At 59.4% G+C, this 20,769-nt stretch carries 15 protein-coding genes and 1 tRNA gene; 14 read left to right on the top strand and 2 right to left on the bottom strand.

The genetic code is table 11. The annotated features are described in order from the left end of the window. The first annotated feature begins 43 nt into the window (after positions 1–43). The 4 genes from AC1DA5_RS04430 (at position 44) to AC1DA5_RS04415 (ending at position 3,497) form a co-directional block, all read left to right on the top strand. Complete coding sequence (locus AC1DA5_RS04430) at positions 44–772, top strand: sigma-70 family RNA polymerase sigma factor (RefSeq protein WP_371935781.1); 729 nt, start codon at positions 44–46, stop codon at positions 770–772. Then, positions 769–1,080, top strand: a complete 312-nt coding sequence (locus AC1DA5_RS04425; protein WP_058237008.1) for a hypothetical protein — start codon at positions 769–771, stop codon at positions 1,078–1,080. Before AC1DA5_RS04430 ends, AC1DA5_RS04425 begins: the two co-directional genes overlap by 4 nt. A gap of 175 nt (positions 1,081–1,255) precedes the next feature. Next, positions 1,256–1,330 (top strand): 50S ribosomal protein bL37, encoded by a 75-nt coding sequence (locus AC1DA5_RS04420; RefSeq protein ID WP_371935780.1) that lies wholly within the window; start codon positions 1,256–1,258, stop codon positions 1,328–1,330. Positions 1,331–2,087: 757 nt separating this feature from the next. Next, the gene (locus AC1DA5_RS04415; protein ID WP_227469278.1) at positions 2,088–3,497 is read left to right on the top strand and encodes an Nramp family divalent metal transporter; all 1,410 of its coding nucleotides are present in this window, start codon (positions 2,088–2,090) and stop codon (positions 3,495–3,497) included. 34 nt (positions 3,498–3,531) lie between these two features. Here AC1DA5_RS04415 and AC1DA5_RS04410 read toward each other — a convergent pair whose 3' ends face one another. Together AC1DA5_RS04410 and AC1DA5_RS04405 are read right to left on the bottom strand one after the other, a co-directional pair. Continuing rightward, complete coding sequence (locus AC1DA5_RS04410; protein ID WP_058237007.1) at positions 3,532–4,134, bottom strand: GDSL-type esterase/lipase family protein; 603 nt, start codon at positions 4,132–4,134, stop codon at positions 3,532–3,534. Between the two features lie 335 nt (positions 4,135–4,469). Next, positions 4,470–8,252, bottom strand: coding sequence for a multifunctional oxoglutarate decarboxylase/oxoglutarate dehydrogenase thiamine pyrophosphate-binding subunit/dihydrolipoyllysine-residue succinyltransferase subunit (locus AC1DA5_RS04405; protein ID WP_092648701.1), 3,783 nt, complete (start codon positions 8,250–8,252; stop codon positions 4,470–4,472). A gap of 272 nt (positions 8,253–8,524) precedes the next feature. Here AC1DA5_RS04405 and AC1DA5_RS04400 point away from each other — a divergent pair, with 272 nt between their 5' ends. From AC1DA5_RS04400 to AC1DA5_RS04355, 10 genes are all read left to right on the top strand, one after another. Continuing rightward, on the top strand, positions 8,525–9,862 hold the full coding sequence (locus AC1DA5_RS04400; protein ID WP_092648700.1) for a hemolysin family protein: 1,338 nt from the start codon (positions 8,525–8,527) through the stop codon (positions 9,860–9,862). Then, complete coding sequence (locus tag AC1DA5_RS04395) at positions 9,859–10,908, top strand: hemolysin family protein (RefSeq protein ID WP_058237005.1); 1,050 nt, start codon at positions 9,859–9,861, stop codon at positions 10,906–10,908. The genes AC1DA5_RS04400 and AC1DA5_RS04395 overlap by 4 nt, the downstream gene beginning before the upstream one ends. A 258-nt stretch (positions 10,909–11,166) precedes the next feature. Further along, the gene (locus AC1DA5_RS04390; RefSeq protein WP_058237004.1) at positions 11,167–12,267 is read left to right on the top strand and encodes a M23 family metallopeptidase; all 1,101 of its coding nucleotides are present in this window, start codon (positions 11,167–11,169) and stop codon (positions 12,265–12,267) included. Next, positions 12,258–13,022, top strand: coding sequence for a glycerophosphodiester phosphodiesterase family protein (locus tag AC1DA5_RS04385; protein WP_070726404.1), 765 nt, complete (start codon positions 12,258–12,260; stop codon positions 13,020–13,022). Before AC1DA5_RS04390 ends, AC1DA5_RS04385 begins: the two co-directional genes overlap by 10 nt. 59 nt (positions 13,023–13,081) lie before the next feature. Continuing rightward, complete coding sequence (locus AC1DA5_RS04380) at positions 13,082–13,759, top strand: DUF4126 domain-containing protein (RefSeq protein ID WP_074026192.1); 678 nt, start codon at positions 13,082–13,084, stop codon at positions 13,757–13,759. Between the two features lie 84 nt (positions 13,760–13,843). Further along, positions 13,844–13,916, top strand: a tRNA-Arg gene (locus AC1DA5_RS04375). A gap of 96 nt (positions 13,917–14,012) precedes the next feature. Next, positions 14,013–15,692 (top strand): arginine--tRNA ligase, encoded by a 1,680-nt coding sequence (gene argS, locus AC1DA5_RS04370; protein WP_058237002.1) that lies wholly within the window; start codon positions 14,013–14,015, stop codon positions 15,690–15,692. Between the two features lie 45 nt (positions 15,693–15,737). Beyond that, positions 15,738–17,192 carry a diaminopimelate decarboxylase gene (gene lysA / locus AC1DA5_RS04365; protein WP_058237001.1) on the top strand — a complete coding sequence of 485 codons (1,455 nt, stop codon included), beginning with the start codon at positions 15,738–15,740 and terminating at the stop codon, positions 17,190–17,192. Between the two features lie 100 nt (positions 17,193–17,292). Beyond that, the gene (locus AC1DA5_RS04360) at positions 17,293–18,132 is read left to right on the top strand and encodes an aldo/keto reductase (RefSeq protein ID WP_092648689.1); all 840 of its coding nucleotides are present in this window, start codon (positions 17,293–17,295) and stop codon (positions 18,130–18,132) included. 239 nt (positions 18,133–18,371) lie between these two features. After that, positions 18,372–20,600 carry a S8 family serine peptidase gene (locus AC1DA5_RS04355; protein WP_480289340.1) on the top strand — a complete coding sequence of 743 codons (2,229 nt, stop codon included), beginning with the start codon at positions 18,372–18,374 and terminating at the stop codon, positions 20,598–20,600. Positions 20,601–20,769 lie beyond the last annotated feature (169 nt).

Below are 20,769 nucleotides of genomic sequence, written 5' to 3'. Positions count from 1 at the left end.
CGGCCTGACCGGCCTGGCCGGCCATTTGGCACTAATGTGGATGCTGATGGCACACACATTCACTCACACCCACAGCGCCGAGGATACCGCTGCTGAAACGGCTGCGGATCTGGATCCGTCGACGCGCGTGGATGGCGAATCTGACGGCGGGCAGGTCACCCTCGTCAATGAGTCTGTGGCCAATGGATCTGCGCTTAAAGAGTCTGCGCCGGCGGGGAAGAAGGAACGTTTCGAGGCTGAAGCACTCCCGCTGCTTGACCAGCTCTACGGCGCGGCACTGTCGATGACGCGCCACCGGGCTGATGCTGAGGACCTAGTGCAGGAAACATTTGAGAAAGCCTACGCAAAGTTCGACCAGTACAAGCCGGGCACGAATATCAAGGCCTGGCTGTACCGGATCCTGACCAACACGTATATCACGCACTACCGCAAGGCCAAGCGCTCCCCGAAACGCTCGGGCACGGAAACGGTGGAGGACTGGCAGCTGGTCGATGCCGCGTCTCATTCGGAAGAGGGGTTGCGCTCAGCTGAAGCCGAAGCACTTGACCGCATTCCGTCCGACCAGGTACGCGACGCGATGGAGGACTTGTCAGAGGACTACCGAGTGGTCGTGTGGCTGGCGGACGTCGAGCAGCTCAGTTACAAAGAAATCGCTCAGACGCTGGACATTCCAATCGGCACGGTAATGTCGCGTCTGCATCGCGGCAGGGCGGCATTGAGGAAATCTTTGGCAGGTCTTGCGCGCGAATACGGGATAGGAGACAACGCATGAGATCACTCATTCACATCACCTGTTCCCAACTGCGTGCACACGTCGGCGAGATCGTGGATGTCGAGATGCGCACGTGGTCGGATTGTCACGACGAGGGCGACGCTGCGCGCGCGATCCCGATCGAAGCGTTGGATGAGCGGGCGGCTGAGCTGTTGGTTGCTCATGTGCAGCGCTGTCAGACCTGTCAGCGAGCCATCCAACGTGAGCGCCAGTTCCGGCAGATGCTCAAGCGGGCCTACTTGGCGCGCACGGTGCGTGCGCCTGAATCGCTGCGGATGCGGATCTGCAGCGTGTATGAACAGGAGTAATTGGCAGGGCTTGTGGACCTGAGAGCCAGGGTCGACGGGCGTGAATGCCGGGGCAGTGGAGGAGAGTACCAAGGCCGGGGACGTGAGATTGGTTTCGATTAGCCTGAGATATTTGTGACTTGGGTCAGTCTATGGAAAACTGGGCAAGTTGATTCAACAATTTGAGGAGGCCGTGATGTCGAAGCGTGGTCGTAAGCGCCGTGCACGTCGCAAGAACGCTGCCAACCATGGCAAGCGTCCCAACTGCTAGTTGGTGTGCGAGCAAGCTAATCTGACGCACGTCACTGACCGGATCTCACGATCCTGAGGCCGTGCGAGTAAAGCCCAGCATCTCATGGTGCTGGGCTTTTTTATGTGCCTGGGGCGACAGGCGGTCGCGGGCGGGGAGCGCGTTGGAATGGGGTTAATACCGGGTTAATGCCCGAAATGTGGGTTAATGCGCGAATGTCTGTATGGCGTGAGCGGTACACGCCGGTTGTGGACTTGAAGGGCTGACATTCGGCTCCGCAAGCGCAGATCTAGCTCGAGTAGGTGCACATTCCCCTAGATCTAACTTGGGCAGGTGCACATTCCCCTAGATCTTCGCGTTTTTGTGCACGAACCCCTAGATTTAAAAACCCTGTCCTCGGGCCAGTTTCCAAAAGCGCTGGTCACAGCCTATGAGGCTGTCTGTGGGCATCTTCGCTGACGCTTGATCTAGGGGTATGTGCATTTTGCGAGTCAAATTTAGGGGTATGTGCAACGAGAGACCTTAAATCTAGGGGTATGTGCATCGAGAGATCCACATTGGGGTCGCTGGTCCTAGGCCATGAGAGCCGCTGTGATATGTGGCGCAGCGATCTCCAGATGAATTACGGTTAGCCGAAAACGAGGTATCGTATATCCGTGAGATCCTGCGAGGAGTTCTCACGCCGTGCCTCTGGGAAGCTGCCTGGGCTTATTCGAGGCCAGGCGTTTGAGGGGATTCCTCGCACCGAGGGATTGATAAAGAGAAAGAGAAAATGCACGTGAAACGTGAGAGTGGAGTGCGCACGACTGGACGCGACGATGCAGCACCGCGCACAGACGGTCGCCGACATTTAGTGACCCTTGCTAACGGGCCGTCTCTGCAGGAGATCAACGGAACTGTGGCGATCCCTGATAAGAATGCGAGCTTCCTGTGCCAACTCTTCGCTTTTTCGGGCCCGGGCGCCCTGGTCGCGGTAGGTTACATGGATCCGGGCAACTGGGTAACTTCCATCGGCGGCGGTCAGCAATACGGGTATCTGCTGCTCAACGTCATTCTGGTTTCCTCGCTGATCGCGATGCTGCTGCAGTACATGGCAGCCAAACTTGGCATCGTTGCCGGCATGGACCTGGCGCAGGCTACGCGCGCCCACACCTCGCGCACACTCGGGCTCGTCCTATGGGTCGTCACCGAGCTCGCCATCATGGCGACCGACCTGGCGGAAGTCATCGGCGCAGCTATCGCCTTGCACTTATTGTTTGGACTGCCGCTCATCGTCGGTGTCCTCATCACCGTCCTCGACGTGCTGCTGCTCTTGCTGCTGATGAGCGTCGGTTTCAGGAAGATTGAGGCCATCGTCGTCACGCTGATTCTGACGATCATGGCGGTTTTCCTGTACGAGGTCATCCTTGCGCAACCCAGCATCCCCGACATGGCGAAGGGTTTCTTGCCGTCACCCCAGACGCTGAGCCGCGGCGAACTCACCATGGCACTTGGCATTGTGGGCGCAACCGTCATGCCCCACAACCTGTATCTGCATTCATCCATCGTGCAGTCTCGTTCCTACAACCGACATGACGAGGGCGACCAGGCTCGCGCCGTACGTTTCGCTACGTGGGATTCGAACATCCAGCTGGGTGCAGCGTTCGTGATCAACTGCCTCCTGCTGCTTTTGGGTGCTGCGCTCTTCTTCGGTTCCAGCGAGGACCTGTCCACATTCGGCTCGCTCTACGATGCGCTCCAGAATCCCTCGCTGGCAGGTACAGTTGCCAGCCCGGTTCTGTCCACGCTCTTCGCTGTCGCACTGCTGGCCTCGGGCCAGAACTCAACGATTACCGGCACGCTGACGGGCCAGATCGTGATGGAGGGTTTCATCAGGCTGCGCATTCCGCTGTGGGCGCGCCGCGTCATCACCCGCGTCATCACTGTGATTCCTGTGTTGGTCTGCACGATTGCATTTAATGGTTCCGAGGTCGCCCTCGAAGAACTCCTGGTGGGATCGCAGGTATTCCTGTGCATCGCATTGCCGATTTCAATGGTGCCGCTGGTGTGGCTGACATCGTCGAAGAAAATCATGGGGGAGCGCTTCGTCAACGCGAAATGGGTCGCAATCCTGGGATGGGTGTCCACCATCGTGCTGACAATCCTCAACCTGAAACTGATCCTCGAAATCGTTGGAGGGTGGCTCTGACCAGCGCGGCAACCTCGCCGCGGCCGGCAGGTTGTTACGGCATCGGGTCAGCGTCCACCCACTCAAACCAGCCTTGGTGAAGAACCAGGTACGCCATCAGCGCGTATCCGGCTTGCGCCGGCAACGTGAGCTCATGGGGGGAGCGGGCTGTCGATGCGGCCATGTCAGCGATCCACTGGTCATGTGCGACCAGGGGCTCCAGGCACGTCACGTAGGTGATACCCCGGCGGTCACACACTTCCGCACATGCTCGGTCAAGGGCCGCCAGCTGCTGCTGCTGGGCTCCGGCCAGAGGCGGCGGGCCGACCACAAGCGTGGAGATGCCGCGCTCGCGCGCACGGTCCACAATATTGGCCAGATTCAGGCGTGACCGCGGTGTGGATAACCCACTGGGCACGTCGGCCGCACCAACGGCTACCACCATGTGCAATGTGTCGGATGAGGAAATCCGCGCGTTGACTTCACTTTCCCACCTGGCAGCGAGACCTGCGGTTGTTTCTCCAGGAACGGCGAGGGGCATGACGGCGGGGGCTGAGGCAAAACGGGTGCGTGCAATGACGCGTCCAACCCACCCCAAGGCTCGGGGGTCACCGATTCCGGCGACCAAGTCATCACCGATCACGCAGATGCGCTTCACTGGTTTCCTCCTTCATGCACCTTCCACTAGATTAGCCGCTCGCAGCGCCCATCACATGTAACGCAAGCTGGCAGGTCAGATTCTGGCGCGACAGGTGTTCAAAGGCATGTGGGAACGACGAAGAAGCTCCGCAGATCGAGGTTCACACACCAGCTGTGCACGGGCCTGTGAGGAGTGAGGAAGAAGTTCCGCAGATTCAGGCCCGCGCGCTAAATGCCCAGAGTCCTGCTTAGATGACGGGGCGGATGGTACAGAAGCGGAGCTCACATGCCAAGTGCCCCTCGAGCGCGAGAGGCGCAAATCGAGGAGCACGAGGCGTCTATGAAGCGAGCAGGTCAGTCCTTGCCAAAGAGTGTGGCGAGCAGTTCAGCGAGCTGGCGCTTGTGGGTGGAGGCCCGGCCTGCCGCAGGGGAAGCGGACGCAGGACGCGACACCACGATGGGCTGCACGCCCAGTTCGGTGAACACGTTAAGCGCCATGAACGGCCACGCGCCCTGGTTGCGGGGCTCATCCTGCGCCCACATAACCTCAGCACCTGGGTAGCGATCCAGCTGCTCACGAATCTCATCGATCGGCTTGGGGTAGTACTGCTCGACGCGCACGATCGCAGTCGACCATGCTTCCTTCGCCTCACGTTCCTTGACCAGGTCGTAGTAGAGACGGCCTGAACACAACACCACGCGATTGACATCGGTGACGCGCTGGTCGACCTCGCCAATGACGGGCAGGAAGTGACCGGACGTGAAATCGTCGATCGACGAGCTGGCTGCGGGCAGACGCAGCAGCTGCTTGGGCGTGAACGCAATGAGGGGTTTACGAGGGCGCCTGTAGGCCTGCGTGCGCAGCATGTGGAAATGCTGTGCCGGTGTCGACGGCTGACAGATCCACATGTTGTTTTCAGCGGCCAAAGTCAGATAACGCTCAATGCGCGCTGACGAGTGGTCGGGGCCCTGCCCTTCATAGCCGTGGGGGAGCAGAAGGACAACCGAGGAGCGTTGTCCCCACTTCTGCTCAGATGAGCTGACGAACTCATCGATCACTGACTGGGCGCCATTGGCGAAGTCACCGAACTGTGCTTCCCACACGACCAGCGCATCAGGACGCTGAACCGAGTAGCCGTATTCAAATCCCATGACGACGTACTCAGACAGGGGCGAATCGTAGATTTCGAAGATCGCCTGATCGTCGGTGAGGAAGTTGAGCGGAGTGAACTCGCGGCCATTGTTGTGGTCATGTAGAACCGCGTGACGCTGGACGAACGTTGCACGACGGGCGTCCTGTCCGGAAAAACGCACCGGAGTTCCTTCCATGACCAGCGAGCCCAAAGCGATCAGCTCACCAAAGCCCCAGTCGATCGGGCGTGTGCCCGTCGCCATTTCCTGACGCCGTTCACACAGCTTCAGCATCTTGGGATGGGGAACGAAGCCATCAGGGAAGGTGTTGAATGCTTCACCGATGCGTTCGATGGCGCCTGCCGGAACGGGGGATTCCCAACCGATCATCATGCCCTGGCCAGGCAGCTGGGATTCAGGAACCTGCCAGCCTTCCTCACGGGTCTGCGTGAGGATCTTGTTCAACTCGTCTTCGTATTCCTTGATGGATGCTTCGACCTCTTCTTCGGTCAGCTGCTCGCGTCCGATCAGGTTACGCATGTAGACGGTGCGGGTTGATGGGATCTGACGGATCAGTTCATACATGACGGGTTGCGTCATCGACGGATCGTCGCCCTCGTTGTGGCCGCGTCGGCGGTAGCACACCAGATCCACGATCACGTCCTTATGGAAGCGCTCGCGATAGGCCATTGCCAGATGTCCCATGCGCACCACTGACTCGGGATCATCGCCGTTGACGTGCAGGATCGGCACCTGCAGGCCTTTGGCCAGGTCCGTCGGGTAACGGGTTGAACGTCCCGATGTCGGGCCGGTTGTGAAACCGATCTGGTTGTTGACGATCAGGTGGATCGTGCCGCCGGTTCGATATCCCTTGAGCTGAGACAGGTTCAGTGTTTCCTGCACGACTCCTTGGCCAATGAAGGCGGCATCGCCGTGGATCAGAATCGGCACAACCGAGAAATCATCGTCATGGAGCTGATCCTGCTTGGCGCGCACGATGCCTTCGAGGACGCCGTCAGCGGCCTCCAGGTGCGACGGGTTTGCAGCCAGATACACCTTGGTGGCCACACCGTCTTCACGGCTGAACACGCCTTCAGTGCCCAGGTGGTACTTCACGTCGCCGGAGCCTTCGTCCTGCGGGTTTTCGTTGCCTTCAAACTCAGAGAAGATCTGCCCGTAGGACTTGCCGGCAATGTTGGCCAGTACGTTCAACCTGCCGCGGTGAGCCATTCCGATAGCCACCTCAGGTAAACCGGCCTGTGCTGCATCCGACAGGATCGCATCAAGCAGTGGAATCAGCGATTCGCCGCCCTCCAGTGAGAACCGCTTCTGCCCGACGTACTTGGTCTGGAGGAACTCCTCGAATGCCTCCGCGTGATTGAGAGTAGACAAAATGTGGCGCTGTTCCTCAGTCGAGGGCACGGAGTAGGGCTTCTCGATGCGCTCTTGGACCCATTTGCGCTGCTCAGGATCCTGAATGTGCATGTATTCAATGCCGATGGTGCGTGTATATGTATCGCGCAAACGATCGAGGATTTCCCTCAGCGTCATGTAGGATTCCCCGCCAAAACCGCCTGTGGGGAACTGACGATCCAGATCCCACACCGACAGGCCGTAGCTGGTGATATCCAGGTCAGGATGGCGCCGCACACGATAAGCCAGCGGGTCAGTGTCAGCAGCAAGGTGCCCGCGCGAGCGGTATGCGTGAATCAATTCCGCAATACGTGCAGGCTTGCCTTTTTCGCGCTCAATGTCGTATTCGCGATCAGGCTCCCAGTGATAAGGCGGGTGGGGGACATGATAGGTATCGAAGACGCGATCCCAGAATCCGTCCTTGCCGGACAGCTTGTTGTCCATCAACCGCAAGAACTCGCCGGATGCCGCACCCTGAATAATGCGATGGTCATAGGTGGAGGACAGGAACATCGTCTTGCCGATGCCGAGCTGAGCCAGACGGCGAGGGGACACGCCCGCGAATTCGGCGGGGTAGTTCGTCGCGCCGACACCGACGATGAGTCCTTGACCTGTCATCAGGCGCGGAACAGATGTCGTCGTGCCGATCGTGCCGGGATTCGTCAGGGTCACGGTGCCGCCCTGGAAATCATCCGGGGTCAGTTCACCATCGCGAGCACGACGCACCGTGTCGTTATAGGCGGCAACGAACTCGAGAAATGTCAGTGTGTCCGCTTCCTGCAGGACCGGCACCATCAGCGAGCGCTTCCCGTTGGGTTGCGCCACGTCGATCGCCAGCCCGAAACCGACGTGCGCGAGACGCTCAATTTGCGGCCGGCCCTTCTTGTCGGTGGAGTAGCGCACGTTCATTGACGGCATCTCGCACATGGCTTCCACCAACGCGTATCCGATCAGGTGAGTGAACGAGACCTTGCCGCCGGTCGTGCGAGCCAAGTGGCGGTTGAGCAGTGAACGGTTTTCGATCAGCAGTTTTGCCGGTACCTGGCGGGCAGATGTGGCGGTCGGAATCGTCAGCGACTGGTCCATGTTTTTCGCCGTTGCCCGTGCAATGCCCTTCAACAGATCGGTACGATCTTCGGTCCGCGCATCCTCATTGAGCTCAGTGGCCGCGCGCACCGCCGTCATGCGCGTGTAGGGCGAGGTGGCTTCACTGGTCTGCGCCAGTGGTGCGGGAGGAAGGTCGGATCGTGTGACCAGCATCGTGTTGGCTGGACGCTCTTCCTCCGACTCGTCGGCAACGTCACTTGCCGAAGTCTGGTCGGCTTCGTCGCCGTCCGGTTCGCTGGCTTGTATGTCCTCTTCAGCTGTGACGCGCACATCGGCTTCGTCAGCCTTTTCGAGGGCGTCGACAGCCTCGAAGTACTCGCGCCAGGCGTCGTCAACTGAACTGGGATCCTCGTCGTACTGGACCCTCATGTGGTCAATCCACCACTGCTGATCCTTTTCGGACTCATGAGTTGATTCGTGTTGATCGGAGGCGTCCACCGTGGTCACTCCTATCGTGGAAACGTGAGGTTTGCTCGCCTCCAGCATAGAGGGTTTTGTGAGGAAGTCTCTCGATATTGAGATAATTTATCGAGTTTTTGTCAAACTGTGCGTGTGCTGGCCAAATACCCACCCAATACTTGTCTATTCCTTTACATATTGCTACGACGGTGGCCGCGCCGCATGTCCACCACTGTTCATGCCCGAACATTTGCCTGTACACTATTGGTCATCATGGACAGTGACAGTTGCCCCTTGACATTCACTTTAATGATGCCTAGCGGTGTGCCCAGTCAGTCGCACACACATGAGGTTGCCTCGTGGTTTTAGACATCATTTTCTTGCTGCTCGGAGTTGTGCTGACATTCGGCACCTTCATCTTTGTGTCCTCGGAGTTTTCTTTGGTTGCACTTGACCAGGCATCCGTCGAACGGCGAGCATCAGCAGGCGATAAGCGCGCAGCACAAGTCCTGAAAGCCACACGCACGTTGTCCACCCAGCTATCTGGTTCCCAGGTCGGAATCACGCTGACAACTATTTTGCTGGGCTATACAACTCAGTCGGTTCTGACCCGACTGATCAACGACGGCCTGATATCCGTGGGATTGGCCAGCGCCATTGCTGGAACAATCGGCGTACTCGTCTCAGCCGTGCTCATCAATGCATTTTCGATGCTCTTCGGTGAGCTGCTGCCCAAGAACCTTGCTCTGGCGCATCCGCTGAAAACCGCCGGTATGGTGGTGCCATTCCAGATGGCGTTCACGTGGATCTGCAAACCGATCATCTTCCTGCTCAACGGCACAGCGAACGCGATTTTGCGGCTAATAGGCATTGAACCCCAGGAAGAGATCTCCTCTGCCCGGTCGGCGTCCGAACTGGCCGCCCTCGTGCGTCACAGTGCAGAAGAAGGAACACTGGACACCTCCACCGCATCTTTGTTCACGAACTCTATTCGAGTCGGTCAGCTCTCCGCCGTGGACGTGATGTCCGATCGAGGACTGCTGTGCACGCTTGGATCCGACGCGGTAGCTGCTGACGTCGTGGCACTGTCTAAGGAAACTGGTCACTCGCGTTTCCCCGTCATTGGTGATGACAGTGATGACGTGCTCGGTTTTGTCTCATTGCGCCGCGCGGTTGCTGTGCCGTGGGAGAAACGCTCTGACGTGTCCGTCCTGTCGTCCTCTCTGCTCAACCCCGCCCCGAAAGTGCCCGAGACGATGTCTCTTGCTCCGCTGCTGCTTCACCTGCGTGAAGAGGGCCTGCAGATGGCTGTTGTGGTGGACGAGTATGGCGGAGTTGCCGGCATCGTCACCCTGGAAGACGTCGTGGAAGAAATCGTCGGAGAGGTATCCGACGAGCATGATCATCGTCGCCTCGGTATACGCACCCAAGTTGACGGCACATACCTGGTGCCCGGCAGGCTGCGGCCCGACGAGCTGGCCGAACGGCTCGGAATTATCGTCCCCGACGAGGGCGGCTACGAAACCCTGGCTGGGCTGATCATTGACAATATAGGTCGCGTCCCCGAAACAGGCGACACAGTGGTGGTCGATCGTGTGCGCCTGACTGTCACGCAGATGCAGGGCCGGCGCGTCACGCAAATTGAAGTGGAGCCTCCCCAGACCGATGATCAGGAGCAGGAGGATGAGCTGATATGAGCCCCGCACTTGGCATCTTTCTGACCATATTGCTGTTGGCCATCAACGCGTTCTTCGTGGCGGGTGAGTTCGCCACCACCTCGACCAGGCGATCACAGATTGAGCCTCTGCGTGACAAAGGCGTGCGCGGCGCCAAGCAGGCGATGTACGCGCTCAAACATGTCTCCCTCATGCTGGCGATTTGCCAGCTGGGTATTACGGTGGCCTCCACGTCACTGGGATTCGTTGCTGAACCGGCGATCGCGCACCTCATTCACGACCCGCTGGTGGCAATCGGAATGCCGTCAGCAAGCGCTCACGTTGTCGCGTTTGTTGTGGCCCTCCTGATCGTCCTGTTCGCACATGTGGTGTTCGGGGAAATGGTGCCGAAGAACATCTCGATCGCCATGCCGCACACCGCGCTGCTGATATTGGCTCCGCCGCTCGTCGCGATGGGACACGTACTGCACGGTGTTATTCATGCAATGGACAACGCAGCGAACTGGTTCCTGAAGATCCGCGGAATCGAGCCACAGTCGGAAATTTCCGCGACCTTCACCGTCGAAGAAGTCGCTTCGATCGTCAAGCTGTCGGAGCGCGAAGGAACAATCTCGGACGACCTGGGACTGCTCAGCGGAGCACTCGAGTTTTCTGAAGAAACCGCGAAGTCGGACATGGTCGCCCTCGACGATCTGATCACGGTTCCTCGCGACGCGACACCCCACGATGTCGAGCGCCTCGTGGCGCAAACGGGATTCTCACGCTTCCCGGTGACTGGAGACGGCGACGAAATCATCGGCTACATTCACCTCAAGGACATCCTCTATGCCGATACTGAAAAGGAGCGTCTGGAGCCGATCACCGCATGGAGGATCCGGAAGATGGATCGCGTCCATGAAAATGACGAAGTGGAAGACGCCCTGCGACGCATGCAGAAGTCGGGGACACACTGTGCACTGGTGATGGGGGAATCGGGGGCAGTCATCGGTGTATTGTTCTTGGAGGACATACTCGAAGACCTGGTCGGTGAAGTCAGGGATTCCCTGCAGCGCGGACAGATCGGGTGACACTGTGCGGCAGAGATCTCGGCGGGGGAGTGCAACGTGCGTGATGGTGCCTACTGGCGACCTGATGTGATGAATGACCCGTGCGTCTCACGCGGATTAGGCTTCCCATCTGGCAGTGCATCAGCTAGCCTCGGTCACAGGCCGTTATAGTTTTGTGATCAGAGCTGTCGCGGGTTATATTGATGTCAGTGCTATGCGGCGCAATCAACAAGACGATGCGTCGAGGGCGATATCTGTGGAATTCAGGAAGGAACGGGCATGGGATCTGCGGAATTGACACCGCAAATCGATGCGCCACACACGGTACCTGAACAGGGTCACACTATCGCCTCCCCGTTTCCTCGTCGCAGCACGATCCACCAGCACACACGCCCTGAGTCCATCGACGCGCTCAGCGTGATCTCACCTTTCCCATCTCGCCGCTCGCTGCATGCGGACGCGTCGCCCTCGTCAATCGACGACGAAGCGGCTGACACCTCGCGAAATGAGGCTCTGGTCGGACTGGCCGCGCTTCCCAAACGGGCTGATCGCCACGCTCGTCCAACACGTTCACGACGCGTGCGACGCACCACGACAGCCTATACGAGGCAGAATAATGCGCCGTCGAGCCGCCTACGCACCCGCAAACCGCTGGCTCTCAGCGTCCTGGCTGTCGCCACTATTGGAATTGCGATCCCGCTGAGTGCATTCCTCAGCCCGCAGGATGTGTCCAACCAGCCGGTCGCAGCCACCTACAGCGGGCCTGCTCAGACCAGCTGGGCGACGATTGGAAGCACGACCACGCATGCTGGGACGCTCGAGGCGTACGCCGGTGCCGCATCTCGTTCACGAGCACGCCAGCCACTGGACGTCGACCCGTGTGTGCAAGCAGAAGGTGCCGCTGACGGAAACCGTGCGGTGCGTGAATCTGCCAATGTCATGTGGCCATTGAAGCAGGGCAGCTACGAAGTGACCTCACCGTTCTCCATGCGCGTCTCACCCATCTCAGGCCAGCTCCTCATGCATGAAGGCGTTGATATGGCGTCCACGCTGGGAGAGCCAATCCACGCGATTGCTGACGGCACGGTTGTCGAATTCAGCCAGGACTCCCGCTCAGGATCCTACGTGCGTATTGAGCACCGCCTCCCTGACGGAACCGTGTACTACTCGGCTTATGCCCATCAGAGTTCCAGTGACGTGCTGGTGAAGGAAGGCGACACCGTGACGGCCGGTCAGGTGATCGGTGCGGTGGGCAATGAAGGATGGTCCACAGGGCCGCACCTGCACTTTGAAATCCGTACGGCAGATGACACGCCGGTCGATCCGATGCAGTGGATGCCGGAGCATCAGGCACATTTCCTGGATCAGGTATGTCAGTAAATTCCCAGCGGGCAGATGAGCGAGGACCACTCATCATCGCTCACCGAGGCGGAGCTGACGAGAGGCCCGAAAATACGATGCGCGCCTTCCGCGGAGCCATCGACGCGGGCGTGATCCACCAGGAAACCGATGTGCACCTGACGCTGGACGGTGTCGTTGTCGTCCACCACGACCCCTCCATACAGGTCACACACGGTGAACCGGTCACTATTGCGCAACGTACGTTCGACCAGATCCGCAGCCTTGATACGGCCAACGGTGAGCCGGTTGAACGACTCGAAGACGTGCTGAGCAAACTGCCGCTGGCGCGATGGAACATTGATGCAAAGGTTGATGAGGTCGTCGACCCGCTGATCCATGTCATTGATCAGGCAGAGGCGTGGGATCGAGTTGTCCTTGCCTCGTTCAGTGAGCCGCGTCTGCGCCGCGTTCGCCACGCCCGCCCCTTCGCTTCCACGTCGCTGGGAATGTCAGGGATCGCGAGGCTCATGGGCGCAGCTTCGACCGCCTCAAGTGCGCGCACATGGAACGTTCCTGGACCTGACCAGGGAGTGCTTGCCGCACAAGTGCCACTGGCATTTAGAGGGATTCGCGTGGTCACGCCGCGTTTCATTGCCACGGCACACCGACATGGCCTGGCTGTCCACGTGTGGACACTGAACGCTGCCGCGGATATTGAACACGTCAGGCGAATGGGAGTGGACGGCATTATTACCGACCGGCCCACGATGGCCCTGGAACTCGCGCGCCTCTGATATTTGTTTACTGCACACAGAAGTAGCGATGCGACGTCCGGCGGTGCGAAAATCAACCTATGGAGATTCTGACTGCCACCGGCCTGTCAAGTGCTGCCGGCCTGAACGCGTACATTCCCTTGCTCATCATGGGCGTACTGGACAAATTCACGTCGTGGGTGAATCTGCCACCCGCGTGGAACTGGCTGTCATCATGGTGGTCGCTGGGAATCCTCGCAGTCCTTCTAGTCGTCGAAGTCGTCGCTGACAAGATCCCGGCCCTCGATTCAGTCAACGATATCGTGCACACATTCATTCGGCCGGCATCCGGTGGCATTGTCTTCGCCTCTGGTGTGGGTGCACAAACGGTTGCCACCAACGACCCGGACTCGTTTTTTGCCGACACGTCCAACTGGCTGCCCATCGTCATCGGACTGGTGATCGCGCTGGTCGTCCACCTGACGAAAGCATCCGCGCGTCCGATCGCCAATGTGGCAACCGCAGGCCTGGCCACTCCGTTCATCTCCGCAGGCGAGGACACGGCGTCCCTGGGGATCTCACTGCTCGCCGTGGTCGCCCCCATCATTGCTCTGATCCTGGTCGTCATTGTCATCGCATTCATGGCGTGGGCGATCGTGACGGTGCGCCGCTCCCTACAGCGCGTCCCACGATCAGGTCGTCACGAACGAGAGATCATCAGCGACGCGGACACCCTCGACAATTTCAACGATGCACGAGGGCGGCCTACGCGCGACTAAATGCCGGGTGATCCTTTCCACTGGCTGTGCGCGTGAGCAGGGGAGCGCCACTGCAGGCGGAAGTGCTAAAATCGACAGGCGTTGGCCCCGATAGCTCAGCGGATAGAGCGTCTGCCTCCGGAGCAGAAGGTCGCAGGTTCGAGTCCTGTTCGGGGCGCTCACAGGCAGGCGCTCAATGAGAGATTGAACGCGGGGTGCGCCACAGTGCGGTAACGAGTGGAAGCACGGTGCCGATGCCGTCTAATCTTGAACCATGACGCCTGAAGAACTTTCTGCACTGATCACGCGTATTGTGCGCGATGCCGCCCACGCCGGCACCATCACCCTGGATGAGGCTGACATCCCTGAAACAGTGACCGTGGAACGCCCTCGGCAACGCGAACACGGAGACTGGGCATCCAACGTTGCGATGCAACTGGCCAAGAAAGCACACACCGCGCCGCGTGCTCTGGCCACCGTCGTGGCAGACGCACTGCGTGAGAACGAGGGGATCGACAGCGTTGAGATCGCAGGTCCGGGATTCATTAACATCCGACTGGCCGCAGCCAGTGCCGGCGAGCTTGCGCGCACCATCGTGGAAGCAGGCGAAGCATATGGGCGCAACGACTCACTTGCCGGCACGCATATCAACCTCGAATACGTCTCGGCCAACCCGACCGGCCCGATTCATCTGGGTGGCGCACGCTGGGCGGCCGTGGGCGATTCGCTGGCCCGCTTGATCAGCGCGAGCGGCGCAGAAGTCACGCGCGAATACTATTTCAACGATCACGGCTCCCAGATTGACCGTTTCGCCCGCTCACTGGTGGCGCGCGCTCGCGGTCAGGAAGCGCCCGAGGACGGGTATGGCGGCCAGTACATTCAGGACATCGCAGACCAGGTGCGTCACGATGCGGCGGCAGCAGGGGAGCCTGATCCTGCCACACTGCCGGATGAAGAGGCTGTCGAGGCATTTCGCGCTCGCGGCGTTGACCTGATGTTCGCGCAGATCAAGGATCGCCTGCGCGCCTTCCGCGCCGAATTTGACGTGTTCTTCCACGAAGACTCCCTGCATACCTCCGGAGCCGTCACACGTGCCATCGAAATCCTGCGCGAACGCGGCGAAGTGTTTGACGAGGATGGCGCCGTCTGGCTGCGCACCACCGATTACGGTGATGACAAAGACCGCGTCCTCATCAAGTCGGACGGCCAGGCTGCCTACTTCGCAGGCGACGTGGCCTACTACCTGGATAAGCGCTCCCGCGGAGCAGACGCAGCAATCTACCTGCTCGGCGCTGACCACCACGGCTACATCGGCCGCATGATGGCCATGTGCGAAGCATTTGGTGACAAGCCAGGTGTCAACATGCAGATCCTGATCGGCCAGATGGTCAACCTGGTCAAGGACGGACAACCGGTGCGCATGTCGAAACGAGCCGGCACGATCGTCACCCTTGATGACCTGGTGGATGCTGTGGGCGTTGACGCCGCGCGCTACTCACTGGTGCGCGTATCGATGGATTCAAACGTGGACATCGACCTGGACCTGCTGTCCTCGCACACAAACGAAAACCCTGTCTACTACGTGCAGTACGCACACGCCAGAACCTGCAACGTGGCGCGTAATGCAGCTGAACACGGTGTCAGCCGAGACGCCGGATTCGACCCGTCCGCGTTGGACCATCCTGCCGACAGTGAACTGCTCGGAGTGCTTGCCACATTCCCGGCGCTTGTTGCGCAGGCCGCTTCAATGCGTGAACCTCATCGTGTGGCCCGTTACCTCGAACAACTTGCTGCGACGTACCACGCATGGTACGGGCAGTGCCGCGTCACCCCTCGCGCTGACGAGGACGTGACCGAGTCCCACGTGGCCCGCCTGTGGCTCAACGATGCGGTGACGCGGGTTCTGCGTAACGGACTGGCACTGCTGGGAGTGAGCGCCCCTGAGCGCATGTAGTGCACGCAGCTTGTCCAGCGCCAGGAATCGAGAAAGAGGACCACGATGTCAGCACATGATGCACAGGACGACCCGACTCTGATCCCCAGCGTGCCAGCAAAAGCAACCGTTGATACCCTCGTCTGTCCCGAGCCTTCCGAGCGTGCGGACATGTGGCCGTGGTCAGCTCGCCGCACAGATGATGGTGTCATCGAAATCGGTGGGTGCGCGCTGACGGAGATGGCCGAAGAGTTCGGCACGCCGCTTTTTGTTCTGGATGACCGCGACCTTCAGGCTCGCGCTCGTATGTGGGCGTCCACCATGACCGAGGAATTCTGGGACGGATACGGCATGAACGGTGGCGACGCATTCTATGCCGCCAAAGCTTTCATGTGCTCCCACGTGGCCCGCACCGCCACTGAACGTGGCATGGGCATCGACACCTCCACCTTCGGGGAGTTGACCAGTGCGCTGCGCAGCGGCGTGGACCCCGAGCGGATCGGCCTGCATGGGAACAATAAGTCGGACGAGGAAATCCGTGTGGCGCTCACTGCTGGTAACGGCCGCGGCATTGCCCGCATCTTCGTGGACTCACCTGGTGAAGTGGATCAGATTCAACGCATTGCGGCCGAGAGCGGCGTGACAGCGCGTGTCATGGTTCGAGTGAAGACCGGCATCCATGCAGGTGGCAACGAGATGATTCAAACCAGCCACGAAGACCAGAAATTTGGTCTATCGGTGGCAGGAGACGATGCGATGAGCGTCGTCCGTGCGATTCTGGATGCTCCGAACCTGACGCTGATGGGTCTGCATAACCATATCGGCTCGCAGATCGCTCAGGCTGAGCCTTTTGCCCACGCCGCACGGATAGTCATGGCTTTCCGCCACAGGATTCATGAGGAACTGGGTGTCCTCGTCGATGACATCGATCTGGGTGGGGGACTGGGCATCGCCTATACGTCAACCGACCCGATTCCACCCACACCTGCGCAGGTGGCGCGTGAATTGGCTACAACCGTTCGAGCACAAGCTGAGCGCTATCACGAACCAGTCCCGCGAGTGAGCGTGGAGCCAGGACGCTCCGTGATCGGCACGACAACGGTCACCGTGTACACGGTGGGTGCGGTGAAGGACGTGCAGGTCAGTGACGATCTGGTGCGCCGCTACGTGGCTGTCGACGGGGGAATGTCGGACAATATTCGACCCGCACTGTACGACGCGGAATATTCCGTCACGCTGGCGAATCGGCGGCTTAGTGCTCCGCTGGTGCGCTGCCGAGTGGTTGGAAAGCATTGCGAGTCCGGTGACATCGTCGTGAAGGACGTCGACCTGCCCGCTGACCTGCATCGCGGTGACCTGCTGGTGGTGCTGGCGACGGGAGCCTATGGCTGGTCGATGGCGTCGAATTACAACATGGTGCCGCGGCCAGGCGTTGTGGCCGTGCGCGACGGGAATGCTGAGGTTATCGTGCGTTCCCAAAGCGTGGAAGATCTACTGGCCTGCGACGTGGGCCTCGCCTGACCTGCGTGAAGCTGGGTGAAGCTTCAGGATCACTGGCAGCTGTGCGCCCTATTACGTCAATGCCACTTGCACCAGCGGCGCAGTGCGTTATGGTCGATGCATGGCTGATTCGACCTCTCACGTGAATGACATTGTGTTGAAACAGGGAATGACCATCCCGCAAGTTGGTTTTGGTACCTACCAAATACCGCCTGAGGAAACTGCAGAACGGGTCGAACAGGCGATTGAGGCGGGATATCGGCACATCGACACTGCCGCTGGATATCACAATGAAGCCGGCGTTGGTAAGGCGATTCGACGTTCAGGTCTGGAGCGTTCCGATATTTTCGTGACGACGAAGTTGCAAAATAGCGATCACGGTGCTGACCGAGCCATTGAGGCGCTGGATAATTCCCGACGTGCGCTTGGTCTCGATGTCATCGACCTGTATCTGATTCACTGGCCGGTTCCCTCGAAAGATCTTTTTGTCGAAACGTGGCGTTCCATGATCCGCATGCTCAACACGGGAGCCGTGCGCGCGCTGGGCGTCTCCAACTTTCTGCCTCATCACCTCGACCGTCTACGCGACGAGACGGGCGTGACACCGGTGATCTTACAAACCGAAGTTCATCCGTCTTTCTCGCAGCCTGACGTATTGTCCGATGCTCGTAACCGGGGAATGGTCATCGAAGCGTACTCACCGTTGGGCCAGGCGCGCGACCTCGAGGACCCGGTGATCCTCGACATCGCTGAGCGTGCCGGTGTCACCGCGGCGCAGGCTGTTCTGGCGTGGCATATGCAACGTGGTCGCGTGGTCATTCCCAAGACCACGTCGCCTGAGCGCATGGAGGAAAACCTGGCTGCAGCTGGTGTGAGCCTGCCGGAAACTGACTTGGAGGCGATCGATGCCCTCCACAGTGAAAGCGGCCGAATCGGGGCGCATCCGGACGAATTTGAGTAAAGAGCGTTTAAACTGGCAGAACTGCGTGTTGCGTAGGGGTTGTTGTGTGTCGCGGCAGTTCAGGCGTAGTTTAGACCAGAAGATATTGACACCTGTAGTGTGTGATCACGTTGTGGACAAACTAATCAGAATGTGAAACCTTGCGCCTTTCTTGAATGCATCTGACTTAACCTGCGGTTTATCTGAAGTTAAACTCTCAGATTTCTTTCAACATGGTAAAAGTGAGGTCAAGAATGCGTGTGCAGCGTAATGTAACGCGGGCTGCCCGGCTGACAGCAGTGACGGTTGCTCTTGGCGTGGCCAGCGCTGGCGTCGTCACGGGAGTGGGGAGTGCCCAGCCTGGAACACCAGCTGACGACGGTGCAGAAGTGGAAGTTGCTCAATCTGGAGATGCCCCTCAGTCACCTGATGGCGCCCAGTCAGGACAGCCAGTAGCGGCGAACCAGCCGGCCGCAACAGACAGGGCGGCAGACGAGGGAACCCCCCAGGCGAACGATGCGAGCGATCCTGAGCCAGGTGTTCCCTACGTCCAGAATTTTGCGATTAACCTCGAGCGCGGCGTCAGTTCAGATCAGTTTAACTCTGCCGTGGCGGCCGTGCGTGACACGGGTGCCGTGATCCTGCAGCAGTACCCGCAGATCGATTCATTCTTTGCTCAGACAGCTGACAGAAACTTTGCGGAGCACGTGCGCACGACACTGGCCGACAAGAAGGTGCCGTTGACGAACGTCGGACCCACCCGCTACGCCAAGGTTAAAGGTGACGAGATTGTCGTGGAAGCGGCTCAAGACTCAGCCCCGTCAGGGCAGTCAGGCACATCGACGAGGATGACGGGTCGCAGCCAGCTTGAAAAGAACAGTGAACTGGACCAGGAGTACACACCCGATCCTCAATCCGAAAAAGCGTGGGGTCTGAAGGCTGTCCGTGCCGACCAGGCAGCGGCCGTCGATGTCATGCTTGAGCCGGTCACCGTCGGTGTCATCGACTCCGGTATCGATGGAACTCACGAAGACCTCAAGGACCAGATCGATCACAGCAAATCCGTTGGATGCTCTCACAATGGTATTCCTGACACCTCGTTTGAGGCATGGCAGCCCTCCCCGACATCTGGATCTGATCACGGGACACACGTCGCCGGAACGATTGCTGCAGCGCACAATGGGATCGGCGTTGACGGTGTAGCACCGCATGCGAAACTTGCCGCGATTAAGGCAGGAAACGCTGATGGTCTGTTCTACCCCGAATACGTTACCTGCAGCTTCATCTGGGCTGCAGAACACGACATCGCGGTGACCAATAATTCATACTTCACCGATCCGTGGGAACACTGGCTTCCCACTGAAGAAAACCAGGCTGCAGGCCTGGAGGCCGTGACTCGCGCGGTTGCTTACTCCCACGACCACGACGTGCTCAACATCTCGGCTGCCGGCAATGACGATCGCGACATTGACAACGCGACGACAGACAGTGGCAGCCCGAATGATGTGGCTGGAGCTGCAATTGAGAACCGCTCGTCAGTGGGAGGCGTGGACCTTCCCAGCGATCTTTCCGGAGTAGTCGTGGTCTCTTCGGTGGAAAAGCCAAAGGGTTCAGATCCGCTTGACGGACCCTTCATTCGCTCATACTTCTCGAACTACGGCGCGAATGCTATTGATGTCGCCGCACCTGGATCGAGAATCTTCTCAACGATTCCACTTGGTTTCGACTGGTGGGATAAGACTGCACTGTACGCATCGAAGAGCGGTACATCTATGGCGTCGCCACATGCCGCAGGCGTTGCAGCACTATTGCGGTCCGTTAACCCGACGCTGAGTGCTGACCAGGCAGCAAACCTTCTGCGTGAACAGGCAGGTGGCCGCTACACGGTCTTGGCCGACCCGAACAACGCAGAGGCGCCAGACGGCAAGGAATACCGTGGCACCGGTCTGGTGGACGCACTGGCTGCTGTCACAGTGAATCAGCCTCAGCCGACGGTTGCGGGAGTGGAGTACTGGGACTCTGAGAGCCAGTCGTGGAAGGCCATTGCGGATGCGAAAGTTGCTCCCCAGGGTGAGTACGTCAGGATTCGTGCAGCAGTCTCCGGGCCCTACACGAAAGCTGCTTTGCGAGTCAACGGTCGGTCCGTGGCCACCCTTGACGGGACTGGCGCCTTCGACTCGCAAGTTGCCTTTCTGGAAGCTGAGTTGAAAGTCGCTCAGGCATTCACTGCGGACAGGAAGCTGAATGTTGCAGTCGACGCGTGGGGACGTAATAACGATGCGCGTGCTGATGACGATGTGACGGTGGCTGTTCAGGGAACTCTGGACACGACCCGCAAGCACGACGAGCAAAATAAGCAGCCAGCTGCATACAGTGCAAAGCCCAGCGTTGCCCGTACCGGCGCATCGGTGCCCGCGATGGCACTGGCCGGTCTTGCGCTTGCTGGGGCTGGAGCGTTGACAGCTTCGCGACGCATGACGCGTTCCTGATTTAGTGAGGATGGCACCGGGTGCAACCGCATCCGATGTCGCACTCAAACGTGGCGCCTGCACCGTGTGGTGTGGGCGCCACGTTGTCTGTCCAGGCCACCACAGGCAGCGCCGGCGGGAATCCTTCGCTCTTTGAGCAGCCCCGGCGAACCCTCGGCGTTCAACAACC

This window comes from Pauljensenia sp. C0254C2, assembly GCF_056583835.1.
This window is presented reverse-complemented; position numbering and strand designations above follow the sequence as displayed.

Excerpts from the sequence above, each read along its gene's own strand:
- AC1DA5_RS04425 (WP_058237008.1), top strand. The coding sequence starts at position 769 with ATGAGATCACTCATTCACATCACCTGTTCCCAACTGCGTGCACACGTC.
- AC1DA5_RS04405 (WP_092648701.1), bottom strand. The coding sequence starts at position 8,252 with ATGCTGGAGGCGAGCAAACCTCACGTTTCCACGATAGGAGTGACCACG.
- AC1DA5_RS04395 (WP_058237005.1), top strand. The coding sequence starts at position 9,859 with ATGAGCCCCGCACTTGGCATCTTTCTGACCATATTGCTGTTGGCCATC.
- AC1DA5_RS04390 (WP_058237004.1), top strand. The coding sequence starts at position 11,167 with ATGGGATCTGCGGAATTGACACCGCAAATCGATGCGCCACACACGGTA.
- AC1DA5_RS04385 (WP_070726404.1), top strand. The coding sequence starts at position 12,258 with ATGTCAGTAAATTCCCAGCGGGCAGATGAGCGAGGACCACTCATCATC.
- AC1DA5_RS04380 (WP_074026192.1), top strand. The coding sequence starts at position 13,082 with ATGGAGATTCTGACTGCCACCGGCCTGTCAAGTGCTGCCGGCCTGAAC.
- argS (WP_058237002.1), top strand. The coding sequence starts at position 14,013 with ATGACGCCTGAAGAACTTTCTGCACTGATCACGCGTATTGTGCGCGAT.
- lysA (WP_058237001.1), top strand. The coding sequence starts at position 15,738 with ATGTCAGCACATGATGCACAGGACGACCCGACTCTGATCCCCAGCGTG.
- AC1DA5_RS04360 (WP_092648689.1), top strand. The coding sequence starts at position 17,293 with ATGGCTGATTCGACCTCTCACGTGAATGACATTGTGTTGAAACAGGGA.